This is a genomic window from Flavobacterium piscisymbiosum (assembly GCF_020905295.1).
In the GTDB taxonomy this organism is placed as follows: domain Bacteria; phylum Bacteroidota; class Bacteroidia; order Flavobacteriales; family Flavobacteriaceae; genus Flavobacterium; species Flavobacterium piscisymbiosum.
In genome coordinates this window covers 5805706-5827870 of the sequence record NZ_JAJJMM010000001.1, presented here as the reverse complement: position 1 = coordinate 5827870, position 22165 = coordinate 5805706, and the positions used below count along the sequence as shown (strand labels likewise).

The 22165-nt window shown below is 33.3% G+C and carries 27 protein-coding genes; 1 reads left to right on the top strand and 26 read right to left on the bottom strand.

Going from position 1 to position 22165, the window contains the following annotated elements:
- Positions 1-94: 94 nt before the first annotated feature.
- The 22 genes from LNP81_RS24515 to LNP81_RS24410 all read right to left on the bottom strand — a co-directional run bounded on the left by LNP81_RS24515 (position 95) and on the right by LNP81_RS24410 (position 15580).
- The gene (locus LNP81_RS24515) at positions 95-463 is read right to left on the bottom strand and encodes a nuclear transport factor 2 family protein (RefSeq protein WP_230039926.1); all 369 of its coding nucleotides are present in this window, start codon (positions 461-463) and stop codon (positions 95-97) included.
- Between the two features lie 71 nt (positions 464-534).
- Positions 535-1140 (bottom strand): hypothetical protein, encoded by a 606-nt coding sequence (locus LNP81_RS24510; protein WP_230039925.1) that lies wholly within the window; start codon positions 1138-1140, stop codon positions 535-537.
- 16 nt (positions 1141-1156) lie between these two features.
- A complete protein-coding gene (locus LNP81_RS24505) occupies positions 1157-1855 on the bottom strand; it encodes a hypothetical protein (RefSeq protein WP_230039924.1) in 699 nt (232 codons plus the stop codon).
- A 10-nt stretch (positions 1856-1865) separates the two neighbouring features.
- Positions 1866-2552, bottom strand: a complete 687-nt coding sequence (locus tag LNP81_RS24500) for an aspartate/glutamate racemase family protein (RefSeq protein ID WP_230039923.1) — start codon at positions 2550-2552, stop codon at positions 1866-1868.
- A gap of 9 nt (positions 2553-2561) precedes the next feature.
- A complete protein-coding gene (locus LNP81_RS24495; RefSeq protein WP_230039922.1) occupies positions 2562-2777 on the bottom strand; it encodes an ArsR family transcriptional regulator in 216 nt (71 codons plus the stop codon).
- 17 nt (positions 2778-2794) lie between these two features.
- Positions 2795-3211 carry a hypothetical protein gene (locus LNP81_RS24490; protein WP_230039921.1) on the bottom strand — a complete coding sequence of 139 codons (417 nt, stop codon included), beginning with the start codon at positions 3209-3211 and terminating at the stop codon, positions 2795-2797.
- Positions 3212-3257: 46 nt separating this feature from the next.
- Entirely contained in the window at positions 3258-4172 is a 915-nt protein-coding gene (locus LNP81_RS24485) for a helix-turn-helix domain-containing protein (RefSeq protein ID WP_230039920.1), read from the bottom strand.
- Between the two features lie 12 nt (positions 4173-4184).
- Positions 4185-5081, bottom strand: a complete 897-nt coding sequence (locus LNP81_RS24480) for an NmrA family NAD(P)-binding protein (RefSeq protein ID WP_230039917.1) — start codon at positions 5079-5081, stop codon at positions 4185-4187.
- A gap of 103 nt (positions 5082-5184) precedes the next feature.
- Positions 5185-5670: an SRPBCC family protein gene (locus tag LNP81_RS24475; protein ID WP_230039915.1), complete on the bottom strand. Its 486-nt coding sequence runs from the start codon at positions 5668-5670 to the stop codon at positions 5185-5187.
- Between the two features lie 96 nt (positions 5671-5766).
- Complete coding sequence (locus LNP81_RS24470) at positions 5767-6210, bottom strand: hypothetical protein (RefSeq protein WP_230039914.1); 444 nt, start codon at positions 6208-6210, stop codon at positions 5767-5769.
- A 380-nt stretch (positions 6211-6590) separates the two neighbouring features.
- Positions 6591-7232 carry a hypothetical protein gene (locus LNP81_RS24465; RefSeq protein ID WP_230039913.1) on the bottom strand — a complete coding sequence of 214 codons (642 nt, stop codon included), beginning with the start codon at positions 7230-7232 and terminating at the stop codon, positions 6591-6593.
- Complete coding sequence (locus tag LNP81_RS24460) at positions 7225-8004, bottom strand: hypothetical protein (RefSeq protein WP_230039912.1); 780 nt, start codon at positions 8002-8004, stop codon at positions 7225-7227. The genes LNP81_RS24465 and LNP81_RS24460 overlap by 8 nt, the downstream gene beginning before the upstream one ends.
- Before the next feature lie 85 nt (positions 8005-8089).
- Positions 8090-8500 carry a hypothetical protein gene (locus LNP81_RS24455; RefSeq protein WP_230039911.1) on the bottom strand — a complete coding sequence of 137 codons (411 nt, stop codon included), beginning with the start codon at positions 8498-8500 and terminating at the stop codon, positions 8090-8092.
- A 12-nt stretch (positions 8501-8512) separates the two neighbouring features.
- Positions 8513-9016: a hypothetical protein gene (locus LNP81_RS24450; protein ID WP_230039910.1), complete on the bottom strand. Its 504-nt coding sequence runs from the start codon at positions 9014-9016 to the stop codon at positions 8513-8515.
- A 54-nt stretch (positions 9017-9070) separates the two neighbouring features.
- Positions 9071-9502, bottom strand: coding sequence for a GNAT family N-acetyltransferase (locus LNP81_RS24445; protein WP_230039909.1), 432 nt, complete (start codon positions 9500-9502; stop codon positions 9071-9073).
- 28 nt (positions 9503-9530) lie between these two features.
- Positions 9531-10187, bottom strand: a complete 657-nt coding sequence (locus LNP81_RS24440; RefSeq protein WP_230039908.1) for a DUF2306 domain-containing protein — start codon at positions 10185-10187, stop codon at positions 9531-9533.
- The gene (locus LNP81_RS24435) at positions 10188-11090 is read right to left on the bottom strand and encodes a PhzF family isomerase (protein WP_230039906.1); all 903 of its coding nucleotides are present in this window, start codon (positions 11088-11090) and stop codon (positions 10188-10190) included.
- A gap of 410 nt (positions 11091-11500) precedes the next feature.
- Positions 11501-12145 carry a suppressor of fused domain protein gene (locus LNP81_RS24430; protein WP_230039904.1) on the bottom strand — a complete coding sequence of 215 codons (645 nt, stop codon included), beginning with the start codon at positions 12143-12145 and terminating at the stop codon, positions 11501-11503.
- A 121-nt stretch (positions 12146-12266) separates the two neighbouring features.
- Positions 12267-13178, bottom strand: coding sequence for an arginase family protein (locus LNP81_RS24425; RefSeq protein WP_230039902.1), 912 nt, complete (start codon positions 13176-13178; stop codon positions 12267-12269).
- Positions 13179-13301: 123 nt separating this feature from the next.
- Positions 13302-14051 (bottom strand): DUF2314 domain-containing protein, encoded by a 750-nt coding sequence (locus LNP81_RS24420; RefSeq protein ID WP_230039901.1) that lies wholly within the window; start codon positions 14049-14051, stop codon positions 13302-13304.
- Between the two features lie 453 nt (positions 14052-14504).
- Positions 14505-15014, bottom strand: coding sequence for a TPM domain-containing protein (locus LNP81_RS24415; protein ID WP_230039900.1), 510 nt, complete (start codon positions 15012-15014; stop codon positions 14505-14507).
- A gap of 209 nt (positions 15015-15223) precedes the next feature.
- Positions 15224-15580: a winged helix-turn-helix transcriptional regulator gene (locus tag LNP81_RS24410; RefSeq protein ID WP_230039899.1), complete on the bottom strand. Its 357-nt coding sequence runs from the start codon at positions 15578-15580 to the stop codon at positions 15224-15226.
- A 111-nt stretch (positions 15581-15691) separates the two neighbouring features.
- Between LNP81_RS24410 and LNP81_RS24405 the strand changes: the two genes are divergently transcribed.
- Positions 15692-16831, top strand: a complete 1140-nt coding sequence (locus LNP81_RS24405; protein ID WP_230039898.1) for an MFS transporter — start codon at positions 15692-15694, stop codon at positions 16829-16831.
- Between the two features lie 78 nt (positions 16832-16909).
- On the opposite strand, the gene lpdA is transcribed toward LNP81_RS24405, so the two are convergent.
- From lpdA to truA, 4 genes are all read right to left on the bottom strand, one after another.
- Complete coding sequence (gene lpdA, locus LNP81_RS24400; protein ID WP_230039897.1) at positions 16910-18298, bottom strand: dihydrolipoyl dehydrogenase; 1389 nt, start codon at positions 18296-18298, stop codon at positions 16910-16912.
- A gap of 358 nt (positions 18299-18656) precedes the next feature.
- Positions 18657-19241 (bottom strand): NUMOD4 domain-containing protein, encoded by a 585-nt coding sequence (locus tag LNP81_RS24395; protein WP_230039896.1) that lies wholly within the window; start codon positions 19239-19241, stop codon positions 18657-18659.
- Between the two features lie 143 nt (positions 19242-19384).
- A complete protein-coding gene (locus tag LNP81_RS24390) occupies positions 19385-21139 on the bottom strand; it encodes an ABC transporter ATP-binding protein (RefSeq protein ID WP_230039894.1) in 1755 nt (584 codons plus the stop codon).
- A gap of 149 nt (positions 21140-21288) precedes the next feature.
- Positions 21289-22029: a tRNA pseudouridine(38-40) synthase TruA gene (gene truA, locus LNP81_RS24385; protein WP_230039892.1), complete on the bottom strand. Its 741-nt coding sequence runs from the start codon at positions 22027-22029 to the stop codon at positions 21289-21291.
- Between the last annotated feature and the right edge of the window lie 136 nt (positions 22030-22165).

The window sequence follows — 22165 nt, the reverse complement described above, 5'->3', positions numbered from 1 at the left end:
TCACCGTAAAACTAAATCAATACAAAGCTTTGCGAACTTTGTCAATTTATAAAACTCCGTAAGTAAAAAAACATTGCGTTCTTTGCGGTTAAAATCAGAACATTCCATTTTCGTTAATAGGTTCTTTTGGTACAGGTTGTCCTAAATCCCAGAATTCGACAATTTTATCTGCTTTGAATTTAAGAATATGAACAACTGCAAAACCGGGTTCTACAGGAGTTTGTTTTAAATGCGAATGTACGGCGACGAGATTGCCATCTTCAAGAATATGATGAATTTTAAAAACTTTATTCGGGTTTGTTCTTGTAGATTCTTCCATTGCCAGCATCAATGTATCGGCATCACCTTTAAAATAAGCATTATGATGTTTAAATTTATCACCAACATACAAACGAAATGCTTCGTGAGAATGCCCGTTTGCAGCGAGTTTTAAAAAGTCCTGGGCTATTTCTTTCTTAGTCATGATTTTAAAATTTTAAAAGCTAACTAAGTTATAAAATAAGAATTTAAGAAATTCAAAAAGAGATTACTATTTTATTCTAAACGCTTAAATTCATACACACCATTATAACTTTGGCCAGCCCAAAAAATAAATAACAGTGCACCCGCATTATCTAAGGCTTCGTTTATAATTAGATTATTGTTTTTAGAAAGCGTAATGCGTCTTTTATTGTTATTGCATCCGCCAAAAAGATAAGGGATTCCGTTGCATTTCAGGTATTTGTTATCGAGATAAAACATACCGTCGTTTTTAAGCTCGCCTTTTATTTGCTGTTTTTTTATGCTGTTATTGTTTTTAAATAATGCAACGTCTAAGTCCGTATTGTTAATGAGATTTAATTCGATATGATATTCAGTAAGGCCTTTTACAATAGAATCCTTTTTGTCAAATTTTAGAATATCGTTTGTGATGTAATTATAAGAGTTGATGATGTTTTGGGAAATATCATATTGTGAATTCGGATTTTTTTTGTCGAATTTCTTAATGGGATAAAAAGAATATTTTCCGTTAAACGAAAGAAGATTGCTTTCATTTATTTTAGTGTAGTCGTTTTTAAAATCTTTATTCGAAAAAGAAGCACAGTTTATGAATAAAACCGAAACCAATAGAAGTAATAATAGTCTTGAAATCTTTTTCATATCCGATTTTGTGGTATTAAATGATAGTTAATGAGTTCGATTTTAAATATCTATTTTCATTGATAACTTTTTTTGCTTCGGGACTAATCCAGAAATTTGGGCGATATAGTTTTGTATTGCTTTGCAATTTTGCTTTACTGGATAATGCTTTTATGTTTTTTATTAAATCATTAAATAACAAGGTGTTGTTGAACTGATTCGTATCAACAACAGAATTGAATTTATCAGTAGAAAAACTTACCAATTTAGGATAAGTCAGTTCTAAACCTATTGTACCTTCGGTATTCATATAAGCGATACTTAAGCTTTCCTTATGCTCTGAAAAGATAATATAAAAAGGGCTGATATCGATTACTGGTTCTGTTGGATCAACCAATTTAAATTTATTAGAAACAGTTCCTTTTTTGTCTATAATTTCTTTGAAGCCAATTTTAGAAATATCGTCAGTAATCGATATTCTGATTTTATCCTCGTACAACCAATGTTCTTTTCTATCGTATTCTTTGTTACCAATCATGATTTCATTAAAAAAATCTTTGTAACCATCATAAACATAAGATTTATCAGTTGCAGTATAATCTATGGCAACCCTTGTGTTTGTAATAACAAAGTAAAATTTAAGTTCACTGAAAATTGATTCAAATTGCTCAGGTGTAAGGATAAAATTAAATTTATTCCATCCTTTTCCAGCACCTAGTCCGCCAAAATAGCTCATAAGTTATAATTTAAGTTGAAGCAAGCATAAAGCTTACAATAGCATCCGAATGTATTTTTGTTGTATCGAAAACAGGAACAGAAAAATCAGATTGGTCGATTAATAAAGGAATTTCGGTACAGCCCAAAATAATCCCTTCGGCGCCACGCTCGATCAGTTCGTTGGCAATTTTGATATAGTTTTTTTTCGATTCCGGATTTATAATTCCTTTACCCAGTTCTTGTTTTAAAACCTGTTGTATATAATTTCGAGTTTTCTGACTTTCGGGAATCAATACATTTAATCCAAAACTTTTCAGACGGTCTTTATAAAAATCCATTTCCATAGAAAACGAAGTTCCTAAAAGACCAACCGTTGTAATTTTTTCTTGTGTTATGGCTTTTGCTGTTTCAGTACCAATATGAATTAACGGTACGTCAATTTCTTTTTCGATTTTGTCTGCATGCATATGCGCTGTATTGGCGCACAAAACAATAGCATCAACACCGCTTTTTTGTAAACTTAAGCACGCATTCAATACCAGTTCGTATGCGTTTGGCCAGGTTTTTTCCTGAATATCACCAAAGTTCAAAGAATAAATCAAACATTCTGCAAATTGCAATCCGCCCAGTTTTTTATTTACACCTTCGTTTATGAATTTATAATAATCTATTGTCGAAACCCAACTGGTTCCGCCTACGAGTCCAACTTTTTTCATTTTTTTTATTTATAACTCTTCAGACTTGATTTGTGAAATGTCAATGCCTAATTTTTCAAATCCTTCTTGTCCCAAATCAGTAATATAATAGTTTTTATCAGTTGGTTTGTTTTTGGCAATCCAGCCTTTATCAGCAAAATTTTCTACCAGTAATTGCCCCAATTTTCCGCCAATATGTTCGTAACACATTTTTGCCGGTTTCGCTATGATTGATTTGTTGCTCATTTTTGAAAAATATAAAGTTAAGACTCTTTTGAAACAACTAACTTTCTAGCCAGATAAGCCATTGGCAAGTAGGCTAATACAACATCTAATATGTTGTACCAAATAGGTGAAGGCAATGTACAAACATTGACAATACCTCCTAATAAAAAGAAAGAGCCAATTGCCAAAGCCAATTCTGTTTTGCGATTGGCAGCAATTAAAGCTGTTGTTGCCGCACCGGCAAAAGTTCCGATGGCATGTGCAAGAAAAGGAAAAATAAAATGTTTAGGTTCGAATAAATGCATGGTCGCTTTTAGTCCTTCCATTGTAGTAACATCTGCACCGTTTGGAGGAGGAATAACCGAACTACTCATTAAAATAATAGCCATATTGACAACACTTCCAACAAAAAGGCCAATAATTACGGCCAAAGTATTTTTAAAAATCGGATTCATAAACTTGATTTAAGAATAACGAATTTATGAAAATTATAGCTTCTATTTAGTTAAAAGATTGTCTGAATTCTAAAGGAGAGACATTTGTTTTGGTCTTAAACAATTTGCTAAAAGATTGCTGATGTTCGAAACCCAGTTCAAAAGCAATTTCGCTGATGGATAAGTTGGTTGTCGAAAGTTTTTCTTTGGCTTTTTCGATCAATTTATCGTGTATGTGTTGCTGCGTGCTTTGGCCTGTAAGCGATTTGAGTAATCCGCTTAAATAATTGGGCGTAACATTTAGGGTTTCGGCAATATAATGTACAGTTGGCAAACCCTTTTTAGACAGAGATTCATTTGCAAAATAATCTTCAAGCAAGTTTTCTAAACGAGCCAGAATCTGATGATTGCTTATTTTTCGGGTAATAAATTGTCGGTTATAAAAACGTTCTGCATAAGTGAGCAGCAATTCGATTTGGGCAATAATAACATCCTGGCTGAATTTATCAATATTCGACTGATATTCCTGCTGAATATTTTTTATAATGCCAATAATCATTTTTTCTTCTTTGTCAGAAAGATGCAAAGCTTCATGAACCGAATAGCCAAAATACTCGTATTGCTTGATTTTTTTTGCCAAAGGCGTATTCCATAAAAAATCAGGATGAATCAATAATGACCATCCTGTATGTTGTAACTCGGCATTTCCTTCTATAGAAAAAACCTGACCTGGCGCAATAAACAACAAAACACCTTCTTTAAAATCGTACTCCTGCTGACCGTAACGCATGGTTGCATTAGCATGACGTTTTAATGCAATCGAATAAAAATCAAGCATTAAACTTTTTGGTTCTTCTTCGTTTAGATGTTTTAGATCCACAAAATTATAAACGCTCACTAACGGATGTTCAGGCTTGGGCAAATCCCGAAACTCATGAAATTCGCTAATACTTTTTATGCGGTGTGGTTGATGATTTGCCATAGTCTAAGGTACTTATTTCTGTTTATAAATAGCAGCAAATTCTTTGGCATAATTGGCTAGTTTTGTTTTTCCCATTTCTGCCGGTCTGTTTTTAATGTAATCTTCGCCCAATAAACCGTTGTAAAGTCCGGCGTACATTTCGACCAAACCTTCGGCGATTTTAGGCTGCATTCCCACGTTTACCAAGCCGTTTAGTGTTTCTTCATCACTGATTAAAACCCATTTTAAATCCGGTTTGCCTATAGCTTCGCCTAAAATACGAACTGTTTCATCGCCTGTAAGTTCTTCGCTCGAAACATAACGAACTTTTTTTCCGTCAAGCGGAGTTGTGATTTCCTCAGCAATTGCAGCAGCAATATCATTTGGAGAAACCCACGGAATCATTCTGTCACCACCATAATTAGCTGCAATAATGCCTTGCGATTTGATCGACGGTATATAAGCCAGCAAATTGTAAAAGAAAGAAGTTGGACGCATAAACGTAATCGAAACATCGTCAAGCTTTTTCAAAATAGTTTCGATCTCATTATAACGCTGAATTATTCCTGAATTCTGCTCTAAATGTGCCCCAATACTGCTTAAAAATACCACACGTTTTACGCCGGAATTTTTAATAGCTTCGGCATAATTATTTCCAATTTTACGCGTAAAAGCATCAAGATCCAAATTGGGATCAAAATAATTCGCACGCGGAATCATACAATAAACCGAATCTGCGCCTGTAAAAGCTTTGGTTAAGAAAGCTGGGTCTTCGACAGAACCTATGGCTGATGAAGCTCCCAAATCTTCAATTTCGGCCTTCTTTTCAGCACTGCTGCTAATTACTGTAACTTCATGTCCTTTTTGCACTAATTCTTGTGCCAATGGTTTGCTAATGTTCCCTAAAGAACCTGTAATTGTAATTTTCATTTGTATCTATTTTTATAGTACAAAGTTACGCAACATTCATCAGGCAGATTTAGCCAAAACTATTTTTGTCGTAGCCTAAAAATGGGGATCAAAAAACTGAAAATTATTTTTCAGACAATTTTTTCTCATTTTCGGTTTGAGGTTTTCCGCTTGCATTTGGTTCTCCTTTTCCGGTTGTGATAAGCTTTTTCAAACTATTCTGAATATAATTTGTCCAGGAATCCCGGCAGATTTCAAAACATTCGTATTCCGGATTCAAACCAAAATGCGTAAACTTAAGTTCGGTTTTTCCGTCTTTTTCAGAGATTTCAAAAGTAGGTTTCGTGCCTGTCCATTCCGTTTTATCTTCCGTAAATTTAAAATAGTTTTCTTCGACCAGCCAAACGACTTTCTGATTCTCAATTACCTCGATCAGTTTTATTTTGCAGCGATGAACATCTTCATAATGATAATCGAATACATCGTTAAGCTGAGCCGTATTGCCTTCAATTTCTTCAGACCACCAACCCCGAACATTCGTAACGGCATCAAAAACTTCTTTAGGAGATTGGTCTACTTTTATGCTTGTGGTAAAATCTGTTGCACTCATTTTATCTGATTTAGAAATTAGTACAACAAATTTAACTATTAATAATCAATAGTTTAGGGTTGAAAAAAGACAGTTTTAAGGGGCAGATCAGACGAATTATTTGATCGTTTCATATACAAAAACAGTAAAATAACCGTCCTTTGGTTTAAAACTGTAGGTGTTAGATTCTTTATACGGAAAAATGTCATCAAACCTTTTGGTTTTGAAATATCTTCCGGTGAGCTCAATTGTTTCACCGTCATTCAGCTTTTCAATATTTTTAGCCGAAAAATTCTGAATATCATTGTTTTTAGTATCAAGATAAAAACAATAGTTTACTAAAGTAGTGTCATTTTTTTTGGCATTATAGTTTTCTTCCGTTATAAAACCGGGTCTGTCAGTAGTTGCCCATTCAATAAATTTTACTTTTATAACTTCTGTTTGCGTACTAATGGCTTCATAATACGAAAATCTGTTTTCATTGATATCATTTTTTTTGCAGCCAAAAATCGTTAGCATTACGATTGATAATATCATTAAATACAAAGGAAAATACTTCATAAATCTTATACTTTTTATTTTTCAAATATATAAGTTTTTTATTACAATTTATACGAATTCTATTAATGAAGTAACTTTATTATTTATAGCTTTTCAGGAGCAGATAAGAAGTGTAAAAAACACCTCTTGTCCCGCTGTCCGCTATATCTTTTCCTTGCTAAAGGAGCAAGAAAAAGGATACCACGTCCATCGGGGCTAGGTTAGGGGTTTTAGTTTATATAAGAAATGAAGGTTGGGGTAAATACAGAACGTTATAAATCTGTCAGGTTTGCCAGCAAATTCGTTAAGCCAGTTTTATAATTTTATTTCGAAACAAAAAAGTAATAAAGACCGGAGTAAATCTGTTTAATCTATTGCCTGTCAAACCATTTCATAAAAAATCAGGAATATTTTTTATAGATGATATAAGCAATTAAAAAATAAATAAAAAACACCCAAAATACAAACCAGCCATAGCGCTGTGTGTTTACAATAGTATCGTAATAATTCGTCTTTACCTTAAAATAAGACTTTGTAATGTTTTTTAAATTTTGAGAAAGAATAGCATAGTTGCTGACTTCGAGCGAAGTAATCACAATGTTTTTAGCATCATAAATTTCTATAATCGTCTTTTTTCCTTTATAAATATCATACAATTTGTAATTGTGCGAACCTTTTATATCGTAGTCCTGATCGTAAACTTTACAAACATCATCAAAACTAATATCGCGTGATGAATGTAAGAAAGGATATGAAATATTTAAACCAGTATTGGTAAGCGTAACTTTCTTTAGAGTTAAAATCATATAAACGCTTAAAAAAGCTAACAATACAATGAAAAACTCAAATACCCAAACTAAACTATTTTCTAAACTAATTTCAGTAAAATATTTTAGATTAAAAGTATAATAAGCAATAGTTATAGAAAGTAAAAATGTAATAATACCAAAGCCAAGTAAAAGTAAATTAGGATTACCTACAATTGTTGTGTCTTCTGTTTCTGCTTCTTTGAAGTTTTTGGTCATTATTTTTACTTTACTCAATCCTTTTTACGACATTATCAAGGTCATTAACAACAAGCTTAAAAATGATTTTATTGTCTGGAAAAAACTTTTGCATATCGTTTCTTAAGTATACGAATGTTTGTGTAGCTGCTCTATCATTTTTAATTGATTCGTTGCAGGATATAGAAATTTCGTAATTGTTATTTATTTTTTCCAGATAAACATATTTCGTTATAGTGTCATCAAAAAAAGTTGTTTTCTCAAAAGCTTCAGCAATTTTATCTGCTTCATTTTCATTGATATTACTCTGATAAGCAATTTCATGATTCATCGCGCCATATTTTTTTGTTGATTCTGTCAGTCTTCCGTTGGCGGCTTCATTCGCAAAAGCGATTCCAAATAATGCGCCAAGAGTAACAATACATCCAATAAGAGAAATACCAATTGTTCGCCACCAATTAAACTCTTCGCCGCCATTTTCGATATGTTTGGCTATGTTTCCTTCCTGATATTTTTTTGTGAAGTAAGCTGCGATTCCCATGTAAATAACCGGAAATATCACATTTGGAATATTAACATTTTCAGGAATCATAAATATTAAACCAAAAATAAGTATGCTTGCCAATATGGTGATAATCCAGGTTCTTTTTACTTTGTCGAAATCACCAAAAACTTTAAAATTTTCGGCTATAAAATACCCGGCAACTATAGGGCCTCCTAAAAAAGTTCCAACACGAATTGCTTTTTCAGAATAAATTTTTTCTGTTGGGACTTCTTCAAAAACTGATTTTTCGAGTATTATTTCTTCCATAAAATATTTTTAGGTAAAGGTTTTTCTTTTCAACGAAAATACAAATTAAAACCAAAATAAAGAAAGCCTTCTAAACCCAAGATAATTATTGAATTGCAAAAATAATGACATCGCTAAAATTTTCTATTTCTTCGATTACAAACAAACTATCATTAAAATAATCCATATCAAAATCATCATCGCCCCAAATTTCAAATCTTTTATGGCTGGTTGTTAATTTGGCTTTATCAAAAACATTTTCATTCCAGTCAAGTTCATATTGATCTGCAAGCTCGAGTGCTTCTTCGTTTACATATTCTTCTTCAGAAAGTGCAATATGCAGGCGATAATCATCATCAAAAACAATATCGATTTGATTATCATCAAGAACAATTTCGGGTTTGTTTTCTATAGTTTCTTTTTGATAAAAAGTTTCTAGATTGTTTTTTAGAAGAGATAGGCTAGCATTTGAATTTGGAGCAATGAAAGCTAAATAAGAGTAGAAAGTATGGGCCATTTTGTTACGTTTTTAAGAGTGTTTTTCGATGATAACAGGCTTTGATTCTAATATATAAGATGCCAATATTTCATTAACTTCATTTTCGTTCAAGATCTTAAATTCTGTTTGAGAACGTACTTTGCTCTCATCCATCATAGAACGTGTGAGAATTAATTTGAAAACTTCTGATTTCTTTTCTACGTCAATTTCCGGATTTTTAGAAATAAATGTTTCATAAGCATACATCATATTTTCCCAAACCATAATTTCGTTATCAGGATTTCGATCTCTTTTAAAATTGGTAATAGTATCTTCTAATGATATGGGATAAATGTCTGAAAAAACAGATTGTATTTTTGTTATTTTTTCGATTTGTTCCTCACTTAATTCATCGTGAACTATTGGCCCCGCAATTATTTTATTAGGATCTAATGTTTCGGAGTTTTGTTTTTTCTGAGCTTTTTTATACGAAAGAAAAATAGAAACTAAGATAAGCAGTAAACCTGCAAGAAGAATTATGGTATTTATTTTCATTTTTTGGATGGTTAATTAATAAGTTGATTTATGTGTTTTTGAAAATTAGCTATTTTAATTAATATTTTCCGGCAACTCGAATAGAATATAGTCACCATGTTCTGATGGTCCTCTTTCTTTTTCGATAAAGCCTTTTTTTCTATAAAACGCAACGGCTTTTCTATTTTCTTCTAAACATTTTAATGTTATAGGAAAATTGGTTTGCTGAATTGCGGCTTTCAATAGTAAAGTCCCAATGCCTTTGCCCTGATATTTTTGATCGATATAGAAATGGTGAATAAAATTATTAGGCATCCAGATCGAAATAAAACCAACTGGAATATTTTCGTCGATTGCGACCAAAACCAATTCTCCTTTTATATGCTTTTCAAAATCATCTAATTTAAATTTTGAAGGATTGAGCCATGAAAAAGTCGCTTGTCTTTCTTTTAAGAATAAGGTTCTTAAAGTATCAAAATCAGAATTTTTAATTTCTCTTATTTCCATGATAAATTAATTGGGTGAAAGGGCCGTTTTATTGTAATCGTATTTGTGCTTGCTGTTTTTTACTTACCTTTTTTATCCAGTAAACAATATAAAATCCACCTATTGTTCCGGGAATAAACCAGCCGTAAAAACTTGGGAAGAAATTGTTTACTACCACAAAAGCTGTTGTTGCTGAAATATATCCGCCAATCATTTTTCCTAAATGTAATTTTAGCCAGGCATTGTATAATTTATCAGTGTTATTGTAAAGTATTAAATCTCTGGTCGAGAAAACTAGTCCTACGATACCCAAAACACTTAAAACAATATTTACTTTTTGATGAACAAGAGGATTATATAAAATCATTAAACCTCCTGTAAACATCATAATTGCAGAGATTATTTTGTCTGTTTTAAGATTGATGTTTTTATTTTTGAATCGTAAGGCTCTGTAACCCGTTATGATAAAATAAGAACTAAAAATCCCGATAGCGAATAAAAAAGGACTTTCATGCTGCGGCAGCGAAGCGATAATTAAAGCAGTCAAAGCTGATAAAAGCATGCAATAGTAAAAAAGCTTTCCGGATTTTTTATGTGTTTTTTTTCCTTTTTTAGCGATTAATGAAATAAGGCCCGAAAGTAAAGCAACGCCGCCAAATAAGGCGTGAGAATAGATTAGGACTTTTATGATTTGTTCTTGAATCATTTAAATTTCTATTTCAGTTCTAAAAACAACTACCGCGTCGCCTTTAATTTGAATCAATGTTGGTTTGTTATCTTCAATACTAACTTTAACTTTTATTACGCCAAGACGATCTATTTTTTCACCTTGCCTTCCATTGAACTCAAACTCGTTGTTTTTTGAATCTACTATTTTATTTTGTACCAAATAACCGCCAAGTGGTCCGTTTGCATTTCCGGTAACCGGATCTTCGTTTATGCCAATTGCCGGAGCGAACATTCTTCCGTAAGTAAGAATACCTTTGTCATCAGAATCGAAGGTAAAAACAAAATAACCATTGCAATTGATCTCTTTGCTTAAATGGGTTAAATCATTATAATTAGGTGATAAATTGTTGAGTTTTGCCCTGCTTTTTATTCCAATCATTACTTTAGAATGCCCGGTAGAAGCTATCTGAATGGGACATGTTTTGTCAAGATCTGATTTTTCGAGTCCTAATGCAGTTATCATTTTTTGAGATAAAACAGAGTTAAATGTTTCGCTTAGTTCAAAACTTCCCTGAGTCATTAGAATTTGATAATCATCTTCTTTTTTTATTATTTCAAAAGGAAGAATGCCCACTTTTGTTTTGAATCTCAGAATACAAGAATCCAGTTTTTCTTCGATAGCTTTTGCATACATTGCAGCGATTGTAGCATGTCCGCAAATTGGAACTTCGGTATTTGGGGTAAAGTAGCGAATAACGCCATCGCAATCTGCACTATCTGGATGAAAAAGAAAGGCAGTTTCAGAATTGTTGAGTTCTCTGGCAATTTGTTGCATTTGGTAGTCATTCAATCCGTCTGCATTTACAACAACTCCAGCCGGGTTTCCTTTGAATTTTTCTTTTGTAAAAGAATCTATTTGGTATGTTATTCGTTTTTTCATTATAGTTTTAAACATATTATTTTATGTTGAATCAAATTAAAAGGTATTATTATTCAGGGTGAAAATTAAAATTTTTTCGGTCTTTTTTAATCATATTCATACTCTTTCTCTGTGATTAAATTTTAGAATTACCATGTTTTTTTACGTTTTTTTGATCCGGCGTTCCAAATTGTATAGGCTTTGTTTGTGCATTGGGATTGAGCTAAAATAATCTTTTTTATTATATGATTTGATTCAGAAATGTTGCTGTTATGAAAACCGGTGTTTGCGTTAGAGATGGTAACGGCATCCTTTTATAGTGGTTCCGAAGCTTTGGGACAACATAAAAGATATAGTGGACAGCCCGGTTCGCCGCGGCGGATTCGCCAAAATAAAAATCCGACTTACTTTCATAAATCGGATTTTTGGAATTATTTTCTCGTGAGATCCGTAATCAACAAAGGATTGTTTTCTTTGAGTTTATGGGCTAATTCCTCGGCTGTTTGGGGATTTTCTTTTAAATGTTCGTATTCGGCAGAGGTGATTCCTACGATTTGCAGAAAAGAAACTTCGCCATGTGGGGTTTGCTTTTTTTCGATTTCGGGATCGGCTACAATCAATAAAGCAGTGATATCGGTGTCTGTGTCAAGTCTGATTGGACCGTTTGCCGGCATGTAATGAAATTCTTCGAACCAATTGCCGCTGTCGAATACATATCGGGCAATATTTTGAAGCATTACAATGGCCCAGCTTGGATTTCCGTTGTCTGGTTCAAAAGGTTTTAATCGAAAGGTAAGTTCGAATCCCCATTTGCTAAATTCATCGTCTAATTTTTCTTCGTTATAATATAATTCTGAAAATCCGTAGGTTACAAAATGAAGGTGATCTGTTTGGTTTTTACTTTCGTAAACGCTTATGCCGTCAAGCGGATCTTCGCCGCCCAGCATATAAGGTATTGGCGGTACATAATGTTTGGGTTCCTGATTGGGGTAAAGACGATCAAACTCCTGATCTATGGATAACCAGCCGACAGCATCGTCTTCTGAAAATTGTTTTTTGTATTCGTCTAATGTCATGTTTTCTGGTTTAAATATGAGACTTTAATTATTATTTCTTTTTTTTAAGAAATATTGGTTGGTCTAATTTAAAAAGAAAATTTAGGATTTTTGTATTTTGGAATATAGAATTTTCTGTTTTTTATAAGGTTAATTTTCCAAAATGTGTATTGAAAGTGGTGGTGATATGATGCACAAAATCTTTGGTATATTGTCCCGTAGGATCTAAATCCGGATCGAGAATTGTGATTTCGAGTCCGCTAAGTTTTTCGCTTTGAAATAAATAGGAGGTAAGCTCATTAAATTCATCGTAAGTAAGTCCGTCTGGTGTTCTGCTGTCTACGCAAGGCATAACTGAATCGCTTAAAACATCGACGTCGATATGCAGCCAAAAACCGTCGAGATTTTTGTTTTCGATTTCAGAAAGAAAAGCCTGAATGCTTTTTGAAATACCTTGTTTTCTTAATTCGTTAAGACTTAAATAAGTCGCGGCAGAATTTCTGATCTGATTTTCGTATTCTTCATCATATTCGCGATTACCTACGCACCATAGATTTTCTTCTTTTATATAAGGTGATAAATTAAGAATATCGGTGAGTTTTTTATGTCCGTTTCCTGTAACTATTGAGGCTGCCATTCCGCCAACTCCGCCAGTTTCTGATAGAGAAATATCCATAAAATCAGTATGGCCATCGAGATAAAATAAGCCGTAATTGCCTTTTTGTTTTAACGCAATTGCTGATCCTAATAAAATACTGCAATCTCCGCCAAGAATGAAAGGAAATTTATTTTGCGAAAGTAAATTGTTGATTAAATAGGCTTGCTCGCGTGCGTAATCGACCAATGCATTTGCATTGAGAATATTAGTTTCGGTTTCTCGAATGTTTGTATATCGTGGCGGATCGAGTCTTAGAATATCTTTATGAGTAATGGCTTTATGCAAATTATGTTTCCAGAACCAGTTAGGCAAATTTTTCACGCCAGGCTCTTTTCCGGGTTGAGGTTCTTTTAGACCTAAATTAGACGGAAATTCAACAATGCATACTTCTTTCATGACTTTTGATTTAGGGATAAAGTTATAAAAATATATGTTTTGCTGTGTTTTTTAATTAAATGAAACAATTTAAGGACTTATAAAAAAATCCGACTTGCTTTTACAAATCGGATTTTAATATTGTTATTTTAAAATTGGAATGATGTGTTCCCATTTTAGTTGTTCTGCAAAATCTAAAGGTGTTTTGTCATTATTCGTTTTCGCATTTTTATCAGCGCCAGATTCTAATAAAACTTCGACGATTGTGCTATTTCCTGCAATTGCTTCGCGGTGTAAAAAAGTATATCCAAATTCATCCTGAGCTGTAATCTCATTCGGATTTGCTTTTACAAAATCAACAAGACTTTCTTTCATATTCCTGCTCATAGGATGTTCGATCAGGTTTTCCGGTTTTTCTTTTTGTTCGTAAGCAATCAGAATACTGTTGTAATCTCCAAAATTTAATCCCCAGGCAGCATCATGTTCTTCTCTTTCGGTTTCGTCCATTTCAGATCGCATGGCTTGTATCGTAAAACCTCCGTATGTTTTATCCTGAGTAACAAATAACCAATCGCTAATTTGATTGGTCGGAATCTCTACATATTCGCCATTGCTCACATTGGTTAATTCGTTGGGATCGTTGACTAAGATGCCTTTTATTTTTTCGCCATCAAAATTAATCTCATTGATCCACATATGTTCGACTACGGTCTCGTTATTTATTTCCTGTGTAAAAGCTAGTTTTACGCAGGCAACATCAAGTGCCGGAACTATTCGGCGGTATTCCCATGATAATTCTCGCCAGAAATATTTAAAAGTTTCCTGAGCTTTTTTAAACGCTTCAATCATTTTTGGACTTTCTCCGTCTGCAAAAAATATTGGTGTATTTTCCATTACTGCTATTTTAGAATAATTATTTCTTATTACGTAAATATAATTTTTTTGTAAGAAAGGAAAAAAAGTAATGGCTGATTTTATGAATGTTTTAATGAAAACGAGTGTTGCGTGAGGGATAGCAACGAAAAGCCCACAGCCTGATGAAGGAAGTGCGAGGACTTGTAGTGTATAGCCCGGCCCGGAGGGACACGCCATTATGAAGGTTCTGAAATTTCGAGATGCTAAGGTTCTGAGTGGCTATCCCGAGGCTTCGGGACTAAGATTTTCTCAAAGTATTTTTTTGTGAGGAACGAAGTAATCTCAATTCATAAATCGATAAAAAACTATAGTAGTGCGGTTACTTTGTTTCTTTCAATGGCAAAACAATGGCTTATGCAAATAATCAGCGCATAAAAAAAATCCGACTTGCTTTCGCAAATCGGATTTTATAAAAAAAGTTTTATTTAAAATCTATTCGAGTTTTTTTACTATTTGATTTACTGCATTTTCTAAGCCTTTATAAAAATCACCTTTTTTAAATTCGGGTATTGCAAAATTGCTTATAATGTTTCTAGTTTCTTCTTGAGTGAGTGTATTAAGCTCTTTGTGGTTACTTTGAATTTGAATTTGTCGAAGCTCTTTGCTCAATACAATTAAGATTGTAGGATTTAATTTTAAATTATCTGTTAAATATTTTTCTAAATAATATGCATATTCCGGCACGTTTGTATACGGTTTAATAGAAGAAATTGTGACAACAATAATTTTATGACCTGATTTTTTTTCAGATGATTTTAGAGTTGTGTTTAAAGTTGTAATTTGATTTGAAGTTAATATTTTTTCGAAATCGTTTACATAACTATATGATTTTGAAAAAGCATTTTCGGTTACTGGATTTTGAGGTACGCTTTTTCCGGATTGACCAAAAAAAGTGTTTGGCAAAAGAAAAGAAATTGTAATTAAAAGTAATATTTTTTTCATCTGAAAATAAATTTGGGTGCTGCAAAAATATCATTTTATTATCATAAATCTGCTTTCGTTTTATATGAAATGGTTACTATTTTGATTGTTTTTTAAGATGGTATGAACTTACTGATTTAAGTGTACTAGTCATTGATAAAAAAAATCCGACTCGCTTTCGCAAATCAGATTTTTTAAATTGAAACTAGGTATAACTAGTACTATATCTTTTATTTTAAAGGAGGATACTCTATTCCTTCTTCTTTGATAAGTTCGTATCCATATTTCATTATTACTTCAATTACCGGAATCGCTTTTTTTCCTTTTATGGTAATATTGTATTCAACCTTTGGCGGTACTGTAGGATATGCAGTTCTGGTGATTAAACCCTTGTTTTCCAGTTCCTTTAATTGGCTGGTTAGCATTTTGTCTGTTATATGAGGAATGTCTTTCTTTAGTTCGCTAAATCGTAAAACACTATTTTGTAGCCTCCACAATATGGGCATTTTCCATGTGCCTCCAATATGCGCAAGTGCAAATTCTATTGGAGTATAATAAAGTTTTCTGTCGTGAAAAAAATCAGGCATTTTTCTAAGTGTTTAAGAATCAATTAACTTTCAAAAAGGTAAGTGTATTACATAAATGTAAGTAATGGATAAGTTGATTATTACTGATGCAAATTTGCAAAAAATAAATTTATGAAACGTATACATTATCTATTGGCTTTGGGAACATTTGGAATTGGAACAACGGAATTTGGAGTAATTGGGATTTTGCCTCAAATAGCTTCTGCTTTTGCTACTACGATCGAAAAAGCAGGGCAGCTTTTAAGCTTATTTGCCTTAATAGTGGCTATATCAGGTCCTTTTATAATGCTTTTGATGTCGTCATTAAATAAAAAAAAATTAATGCTATTTGTATTGGCTATTTTTGCTTTTTCAAATGTTTTTTCTGTTTTTGCAACTAGTTTTAATATGCTTTTGGTTGCCAGGTTATTACCGGCTTTTTTGCATCCTGTTTTCTGGTCTATAGCGCTTTCGACTGCTGCGAATAATTTGGCCAACGAGCAATCTTCAAAAGGAGTTGCTATTGTTTTTGGCGGATTTACGGTGTCTAGTGTAATTGGTATTCCATTAGCAACTTTAATGGCTTCATTGTTTAATTGGCAATCATCCTTTGTGTTGTGTGCTATTATTAATACAATATCTTTTCTGGGCATATTGTTCTTTTTACCTTCAATAAAAACTCCGGAAAAACAAACTATATCATCGCAAACCAAAATTTTGAAAAAGCCTGTTTTATGGATTAGTTTTTTTCTGTCATTTTTGATAATTGCGGCCATGTTCTCTACTTATAGTTTTATGGCTGTTTTTTTAAATACCGTCACTAAAATGAATGGAATACAAATTAGTTGGATGCTTTTAATCTTTGGGTTAACTGGAGTTGCAGGTAATTGGCTTGCAGGTTTCATGTTAAGTAAAAGTATTTTAAATACTGCTTTTGTTTTTATTATTGCTCTAACAATTATTCATTTGCTTTTGTATTTCTATGGGCTGTATTATATACCTATGTTACTATTAATCTCAATTTGGGGCTTTGTACATACGGCAGGTTTCTTAATCGGAAATGTTAATCTTACTTCATCAGCTTCAGAATCTCCCGAATTTGTAAACAGTATTTTTACAACTTGTGGTAATGCCGCGGTAACTTGCGGAACAGTTCTTGGCGGATATTTTATCTCTAGTTTTTCTGTTCAAAACGTAATTTGGTCTAGTATTGGTCTACTTGTATTAGCATTCGCAGTGTGGATTATAAAAAGATTTGGCAATTTTGAATAGATAAAAAAAATCCGACTTGCTTTCGCAAATCGGATTTTTTAAATTGAAAATTATATATAACCGTAAAACGGTATGATATTACAAGTGAATTACTTCGCCATAAGCATCAGCTACAGCTTCCATAACAGCCTCACTCATTGTTGGGTGAGGGTGAATAGATTTAAGGATTTCATGACCTGTAGTTTCAAGTTTACGGGCTACAACTGCTTCAGCAATCATATCTGTAACACCAGCACCAATCATGTGGCATCCTAACCATTCTCCATATTTAGCATCGAAAATTACTTTTACGAATCCGTCAGCAGCACCGGCAGCTTTTGCTTTTCCTGAAGCTGAGAATGGGAATTTACCAATTTTTAATTCGTATCCTTTTTCTTTAGCTTGTTTTTCTGTTAAACCTACAGAAGCAATTTCAGGAGTTGCGTAAGTACAACCAGGAACGTTTCCGTAATCGATTGGGTCTACGTGTAAACCAGCAATTTTCTCTACACAGTTAATTCCTTCAGCAGATGCTACGTGAGCCAAAGCTTGTCCAGGAGTAACGTCTCCAATTGCATAATATCCAGGAATGTTAGTTGCATTGTAAGCGTTTACTAAGATTTTATCTCTGTCAACAGCGATTCCAACTTCTTCTAAACCTATGTTTTCGATGTTAGTTTTAATTCCAACTGCAGAAAGTACGATGTCAGCTTCAAGAATTTCTTCTCCTTTTGCTGTTTTTACAGTTGCTTTAACTCCAGTTCCGGTAGTATCAATTTTCTCAACAGAAGAGTTGGTCATGATTTTTACACCTGCTTTTTTCATAGAACGCTCCATTTGTTTAGAGATATCCTCGTCTTCAACAGGAACGATATTTGGCATAAATTCTACAATAGTAACATCAGTTCCCATTGAGTTATAGAAATGAGCAAATTCAACTCCAATTGCTCCAGAACCTACAATAATCATAGATTTTGGTTGTGTTGGTAATGTCATTGCCTGACGGTAACCAATTACTTTTACACCATCTTGTGGTAAGTTTGGTAACTCACGAGAGCGAGCACCGGTTGCAATGATAATGTGATCAGCGCTATATTCAGTAACTTTATTATCTTTATCAGTAACGTCAAGTTTTTTACCTGGTTTTAGTTTTCCAAAACCTTCAATAACGTCAATTTTGTTTTTTTTCATCAGGAACTGAACTCCTTTGCTCATTCCGTCAGCAACACTACGGCTACGTTGTACTACTGCAGGGAAATCTTTATCGAATTCAGAAACTTTCAATCCGTAGTCAGAAGCGTGTTTTAAGTAATCAAAAACCTGAGCTGATTTTAGTAATGCTTTTGTTGGGATACATCCCCAGTTCAAACATACACCACCAAGGTTTTCTTTCTCCACTACAGCTACTTTAAAGCCTAATTGCGAAGCTCTAATAGCTGTTACATATCCACCAGGACCACTTCCTAAAACAATAACGTCGTATTTCATCTTTTTGGTTTTTAGTATTTATTACCGAAAAATGAAGTTTAATTCCGAAACTCATTTTTCGATTTATTCTTTTGTTATTTGTGATTGCGAATTTAAGGAATTATTTTAAAAAACACCTGAAATTTTATTTTTACCCGTACTGATTTTGATCTTTTCACAGAAACTTAAGTAATTGTTAATTGCAAATTGTGAATTATGAATTGAAAAATCAAATTTAGAAACGAAAACTCAAATTAAATTGCTAATCAAAATAAACGAAGTCGAAGTCCTTTTCGTATTGAAAAGATCTTCGACTTCGCTCAGAATGATAAATTACTTAAAAATTAAAAATTAATAATTCATCATTCATAATTTATAATTAAACTTTAACGTGTCCCCAGTTTTCACCGCTGGCAATACGTCGTATTTGCATTTCGCTTACGCCAAATTGTTTGGCAATCATTTTTAGTCTAGTTTTTTGTTCTGGTCTCGCCAGTATTTTCTTGATTAACATTACTTTGGTAGTCGTTAATTTTCTTCCGTCGGCTTTTAGGTTGTGTTCGATCAGGTTCTTTTTGGCCTGAATCACACGCGGACTTTTACGACTATGCGCCATCATTTCGGCCTTTGTAGCCCAACGCAAATTATTTACATCATCATTACTTCTGTTGTAATCCAGATGCAATACATAAGTCTGTTCTTCGGATGTTTTTGGAATAAAATACTGGGCAACTAATTTGTATAAGAAAAGGTATTTTTTGACAATTTTGTCCTCATTTTTAACCTTAAATCTAAAGGTTGGATAACCATCGCTTAAACCGCCTTTTAAGAGACGGCCGTTTTGAATTTCGTCTGAAAAGCTGATTAATCGGCCTTTGTTTGAAATGGCATATCTAAGTTGTAATGAGGCGTTTATTTCTATTTCTTTGAATTGTTCGTTTGGATAAAATCTGTTTTGTGGCATTTTCTTTTGCATTTGAATTATACATACTCAAATATAAATAATTCAAAAATCAAAGCAGTTATATAATTTCCGTCAGATATTACATTTATGATTCCTATAACGCTAATTTAACTTTTTTAAGAATTTTTTTAGCATTTCAATTCCTAGTTAGCGACCGAAAACTGCGAGTCGTAGAGGTTTTTGTAGTAACCGTCGACTTTATTAAGCAATTCCTGATGCGTTCCCTGCTCAACAATCAAACCTTTATCCATTACTACAATTTTATCTGCATTTACAATTGTAGCCAATCGATGCGCGATAATAATCGAAGTTCTTCCTTTAGTAATCGTTTCGGTAGCACGCTGAATCAATTCTTCAGAATACGTATCGATCGATGACGTAGCTTCATCCAAAATCAAAATACTAGGATTGCTCACATAAGATCTTAAAAACGCAATTAACTGACGTTGTCCTGACGAAAGCATTACACCACGTTCCTTAACATCAAAATCATAATTATCAGGCAAACTCATGATAAAATCGTGCACTCCAATTTTTTTCGCAGCGTCGAGTACTTTCTCACGCGTAATTTCAGGATTGTGCAAAGTGATGTTATTATATATAGTATCGGCAAACAAAAATACATCCTGCAAAACCACCGCAATTTGTTTTCTTAAAGAAGCCAAAGTATAGTTCTCTATATTATGACCATCGATAAAAATAGTTCCGCTATTGATCTCGTAAAAACGATTCAGCAAATTGATGATTGTCGATTTTCCTGCTCCTGTAGAACCTACAATTGCCACGGTTTGGCCTGAAGCCACAGATAAATCGATACCTTTTATTACTTCCTCTTCCGGAATATAACTAAAACGAACGTCCTTAAACTCAATACTTCCTTCAAAAACCGGAGCTTCAAGCGTTCCTGTATCCTGAATATGATCTTGTGTATCTATAATATCAAAAACACGATTGGCAGCAATCATACCCAATTGCATCTCGTTGAATTTATCCGCAATCTGACGCAGTGGATTAAACAACATCCCGATAAACATCGTATAAGAGAATAAATCCCCAAACGTAGTGAAGTGATCGCCGTTTAGGATTTTAAATCCGCCATAAACCACCACTAATCCTAAAGTAATAGACGAAATAATATCGGCAATCGGGAAAAAGATCGAGTTGTACAAAATCGTTTTTATCCACGCCACTCGGTGTTTATCGTTGATTACTTTAAAATTATCCGCTTCAATTTTCTCACGGTTAAAAAGCTGTACAATCTTCATTCCCGTAACACGTTCCTGTACAAACGAGTTCATATTGGCAATTTGCGTTCTAACTTCCTCAAAAGCCACCTGCATTTTGCGTTGGAAAATTCGGGTAATAAAAACCAGAATAGGCATTGCAACCACCACAATCCAGGTCAGCTTCCAGTTCATATAAAACATAAAAATCAAAACCACCAGCATTTTCATCAGGTCGCTAATAATCATGAACAAACCCTGACTAAAAATACGCGCAATCGATTCAATATCAGATACTGATCTGGTTACCAATTGCCCCACCGGAACCAAATCAAAATATTTCATTCTAAAGCTCAAAATATGTTTGAATAGTTTTGTTCTAATATCCTTTACAATATCCTGACCCAGCCAGTTGGCCCAATACACAAAATAAAACTGAGAGAATACTTCAAACAAAAGAACAACGCCCATTAATATAATGTACATCAATAAACCTTCCTTGTCATGCGTCTTGATATAGCCGTCGACCGTTTGTTTTAATAAATAGGGGCGAAGCGCTGCAAAAATCGACAAAGAAACTGCAAAAAGAATAACGCCATAATAGCGCCATTTATAAGGTTTTGTATAAGTTAAAATTCGTTTGAATAATCCGGTATCAAATGCTTTTGCTTTCATTATATTTTTTAGGAGCTATTTCCTGCTTTCCGTTACAAGTTTTTCTCAAAAATATGTTTTTGTACTGTTTTTATAAAGCTTCCGTTGGTCGCTCTATAAAAACACAAAAACAATATTTTTTTCAAAAAAGCTTTTCACTTCAATCAGGGCTATTTTATGATGTAATCGTAATAAATTTCGGTTAAATATAATCCGTGTGCCGGAACCGAAAACCCAGCTTTTTCTCTGCTTTTACTTGCAATAATATTTTCAAAATCGGTCAGCGAAATTTTGTGTAAACCAATGTTTACAAGAGTACCCACAATAGAACGAACCATATTTCGTAAAAAACGATTTGCCGAAATGGTAAAAATCAGGTTCTTGTTTTCAATTTTCCAATAGGCTTCAAAAATTGTGCAATCAAATGTGTTTACATCTGTATTTACCTTCGAGAAACATTGAAAATCTGTATGATTCAGTAAGATTTTTGCCGCTTCATTCATCAAAGCTACGTCTAATTTTTGATTAAAATACCAACTCAATTCCTGCAAAAACGGATTTTTAACAGTATTGATATGGTATTCATACGTTCTTTTAGTAGCGTCAAATCGACAATGTGCATCGTCCTTAACCAAAATAATATCAAAAATCGCAATGTCTTTTGGCAAATACGAATTCAGTTTATGTATTAAAGTCAGAACATCAATTGGAGTTTCAAAATCAAAATGACCGTACATTTCACTTGCATGAACACCAGTATCCGTTCTTCCGGCTCCCATTACATTTATAGGAGCATTCAGTAAAACCGAAAGTGCTTTGTTTAAAGTTTCCTGAACAGAAGACGCATTGGGCTGAAATTGCCATCCATGATAATGTGTTCCGTTATAGGCAAATTGAATAAAATATCTCATTTTAAGGTAAAGAGGTTCTGAGGGGCAAAGGTACAAAGGTTTTTTTGAAGAAGCTAAGGTTCTAGGTTGCTAAGAGTCTAAGATGCTATCCCGAGGCTTCGGGACTGAGATTTTTTTCCACAACGTATATCGTAGA

Bases quoted from the DNA above. Each gene is read 5' to 3' on its own strand.
- LNP81_RS24480 (WP_230039917.1), bottom strand. From the start codon at position 5,081: ATGAAAATTACAATTACAGGTTCTTTAGGGAACATTAGCAAACCATTG.
- truA (WP_230039892.1), bottom strand. From the start codon at position 22,029: ATGAGATATTTTATTCAATTTGCCTATAACGGAACACATTATCATGGA.
- LNP81_RS24390 (WP_230039894.1), bottom strand. From the start codon at position 21,139: ATGAAAGCAAAAGCATTTGATACCGGATTATTCAAACGAATTTTAACT.
- LNP81_RS24495 (WP_230039922.1), bottom strand. From the start codon at position 2,777: ATGAGCAACAAATCAATCATAGCGAAACCGGCAAAAATGTGTTACGAA.
- LNP81_RS24435 (WP_230039906.1), bottom strand. From the start codon at position 11,090: ATGAAAAAACGAATAACATACCAAATAGATTCTTTTACAAAAGAAAAA.
- LNP81_RS24425 (WP_230039902.1), bottom strand. From the start codon at position 13,178: ATGAAAGAAGTATGCATTGTTGAATTTCCGTCTAATTTAGGTCTAAAA.
- LNP81_RS24485 (WP_230039920.1), bottom strand. From the start codon at position 4,172: ATGGCAAATCATCAACCACACCGCATAAAAAGTATTAGCGAATTTCAT.
- LNP81_RS24500 (WP_230039923.1), bottom strand. From the start codon at position 2,552: ATGAAAAAAGTTGGACTCGTAGGCGGAACCAGTTGGGTTTCGACAATA.
- LNP81_RS24440 (WP_230039908.1), bottom strand. From the start codon at position 10,187: ATGATTCAAGAACAAATCATAAAAGTCCTAATCTATTCTCACGCCTTA.
- LNP81_RS24405 (WP_230039898.1), top strand. From the start codon at position 15,692: ATGAAACGTATACATTATCTATTGGCTTTGGGAACATTTGGAATTGGA.
- LNP81_RS24415 (WP_230039900.1), bottom strand. From the start codon at position 15,014: ATGAAAAAAATATTACTTTTAATTACAATTTCTTTTCTTTTGCCAAAC.
- LNP81_RS24395 (WP_230039896.1), bottom strand. From the start codon at position 19,241: ATGCCACAAAACAGATTTTATCCAAACGAACAATTCAAAGAAATAGAA.
- LNP81_RS24455 (WP_230039911.1), bottom strand. From the start codon at position 8,500: ATGGCCCATACTTTCTACTCTTATTTAGCTTTCATTGCTCCAAATTCA.
- LNP81_RS24490 (WP_230039921.1), bottom strand. From the start codon at position 3,211: ATGAATCCGATTTTTAAAAATACTTTGGCCGTAATTATTGGCCTTTTT.
- LNP81_RS24475 (WP_230039915.1), bottom strand. From the start codon at position 5,670: ATGAGTGCAACAGATTTTACCACAAGCATAAAAGTAGACCAATCTCCT.
- LNP81_RS24450 (WP_230039910.1), bottom strand. From the start codon at position 9,016: ATGAAAATAAATACCATAATTCTTCTTGCAGGTTTACTGCTTATCTTA.
- lpdA (WP_230039897.1), bottom strand. From the start codon at position 18,298: ATGAAATACGACGTTATTGTTTTAGGAAGTGGTCCTGGTGGATATGTA.
- LNP81_RS24470 (WP_230039914.1), bottom strand. From the start codon at position 6,210: ATGAAGTATTTTCCTTTGTATTTAATGATATTATCAATCGTAATGCTA.
- LNP81_RS24460 (WP_230039912.1), bottom strand. From the start codon at position 8,004: ATGGAAGAAATAATACTCGAAAAATCAGTTTTTGAAGAAGTCCCAACA.
- LNP81_RS24410 (WP_230039899.1), bottom strand. From the start codon at position 15,580: ATGCCTGATTTTTTTCACGACAGAAAACTTTATTATACTCCAATAGAA.
- LNP81_RS24430 (WP_230039904.1), bottom strand. From the start codon at position 12,145: ATGACATTAGACGAATACAAAAAACAATTTTCAGAAGACGATGCTGTC.
- LNP81_RS24420 (WP_230039901.1), bottom strand. From the start codon at position 14,051: ATGGAAAATACACCAATATTTTTTGCAGACGGAGAAAGTCCAAAAATG.
- LNP81_RS24510 (WP_230039925.1), bottom strand. From the start codon at position 1,140: ATGAAAAAGATTTCAAGACTATTATTACTTCTATTGGTTTCGGTTTTA.
- LNP81_RS24505 (WP_230039924.1), bottom strand. From the start codon at position 1,855: ATGAGCTATTTTGGCGGACTAGGTGCTGGAAAAGGATGGAATAAATTT.
- LNP81_RS24445 (WP_230039909.1), bottom strand. From the start codon at position 9,502: ATGGAAATAAGAGAAATTAAAAATTCTGATTTTGATACTTTAAGAACC.
- LNP81_RS24515 (WP_230039926.1), bottom strand. From the start codon at position 463: ATGACTAAGAAAGAAATAGCCCAGGACTTTTTAAAACTCGCTGCAAAC.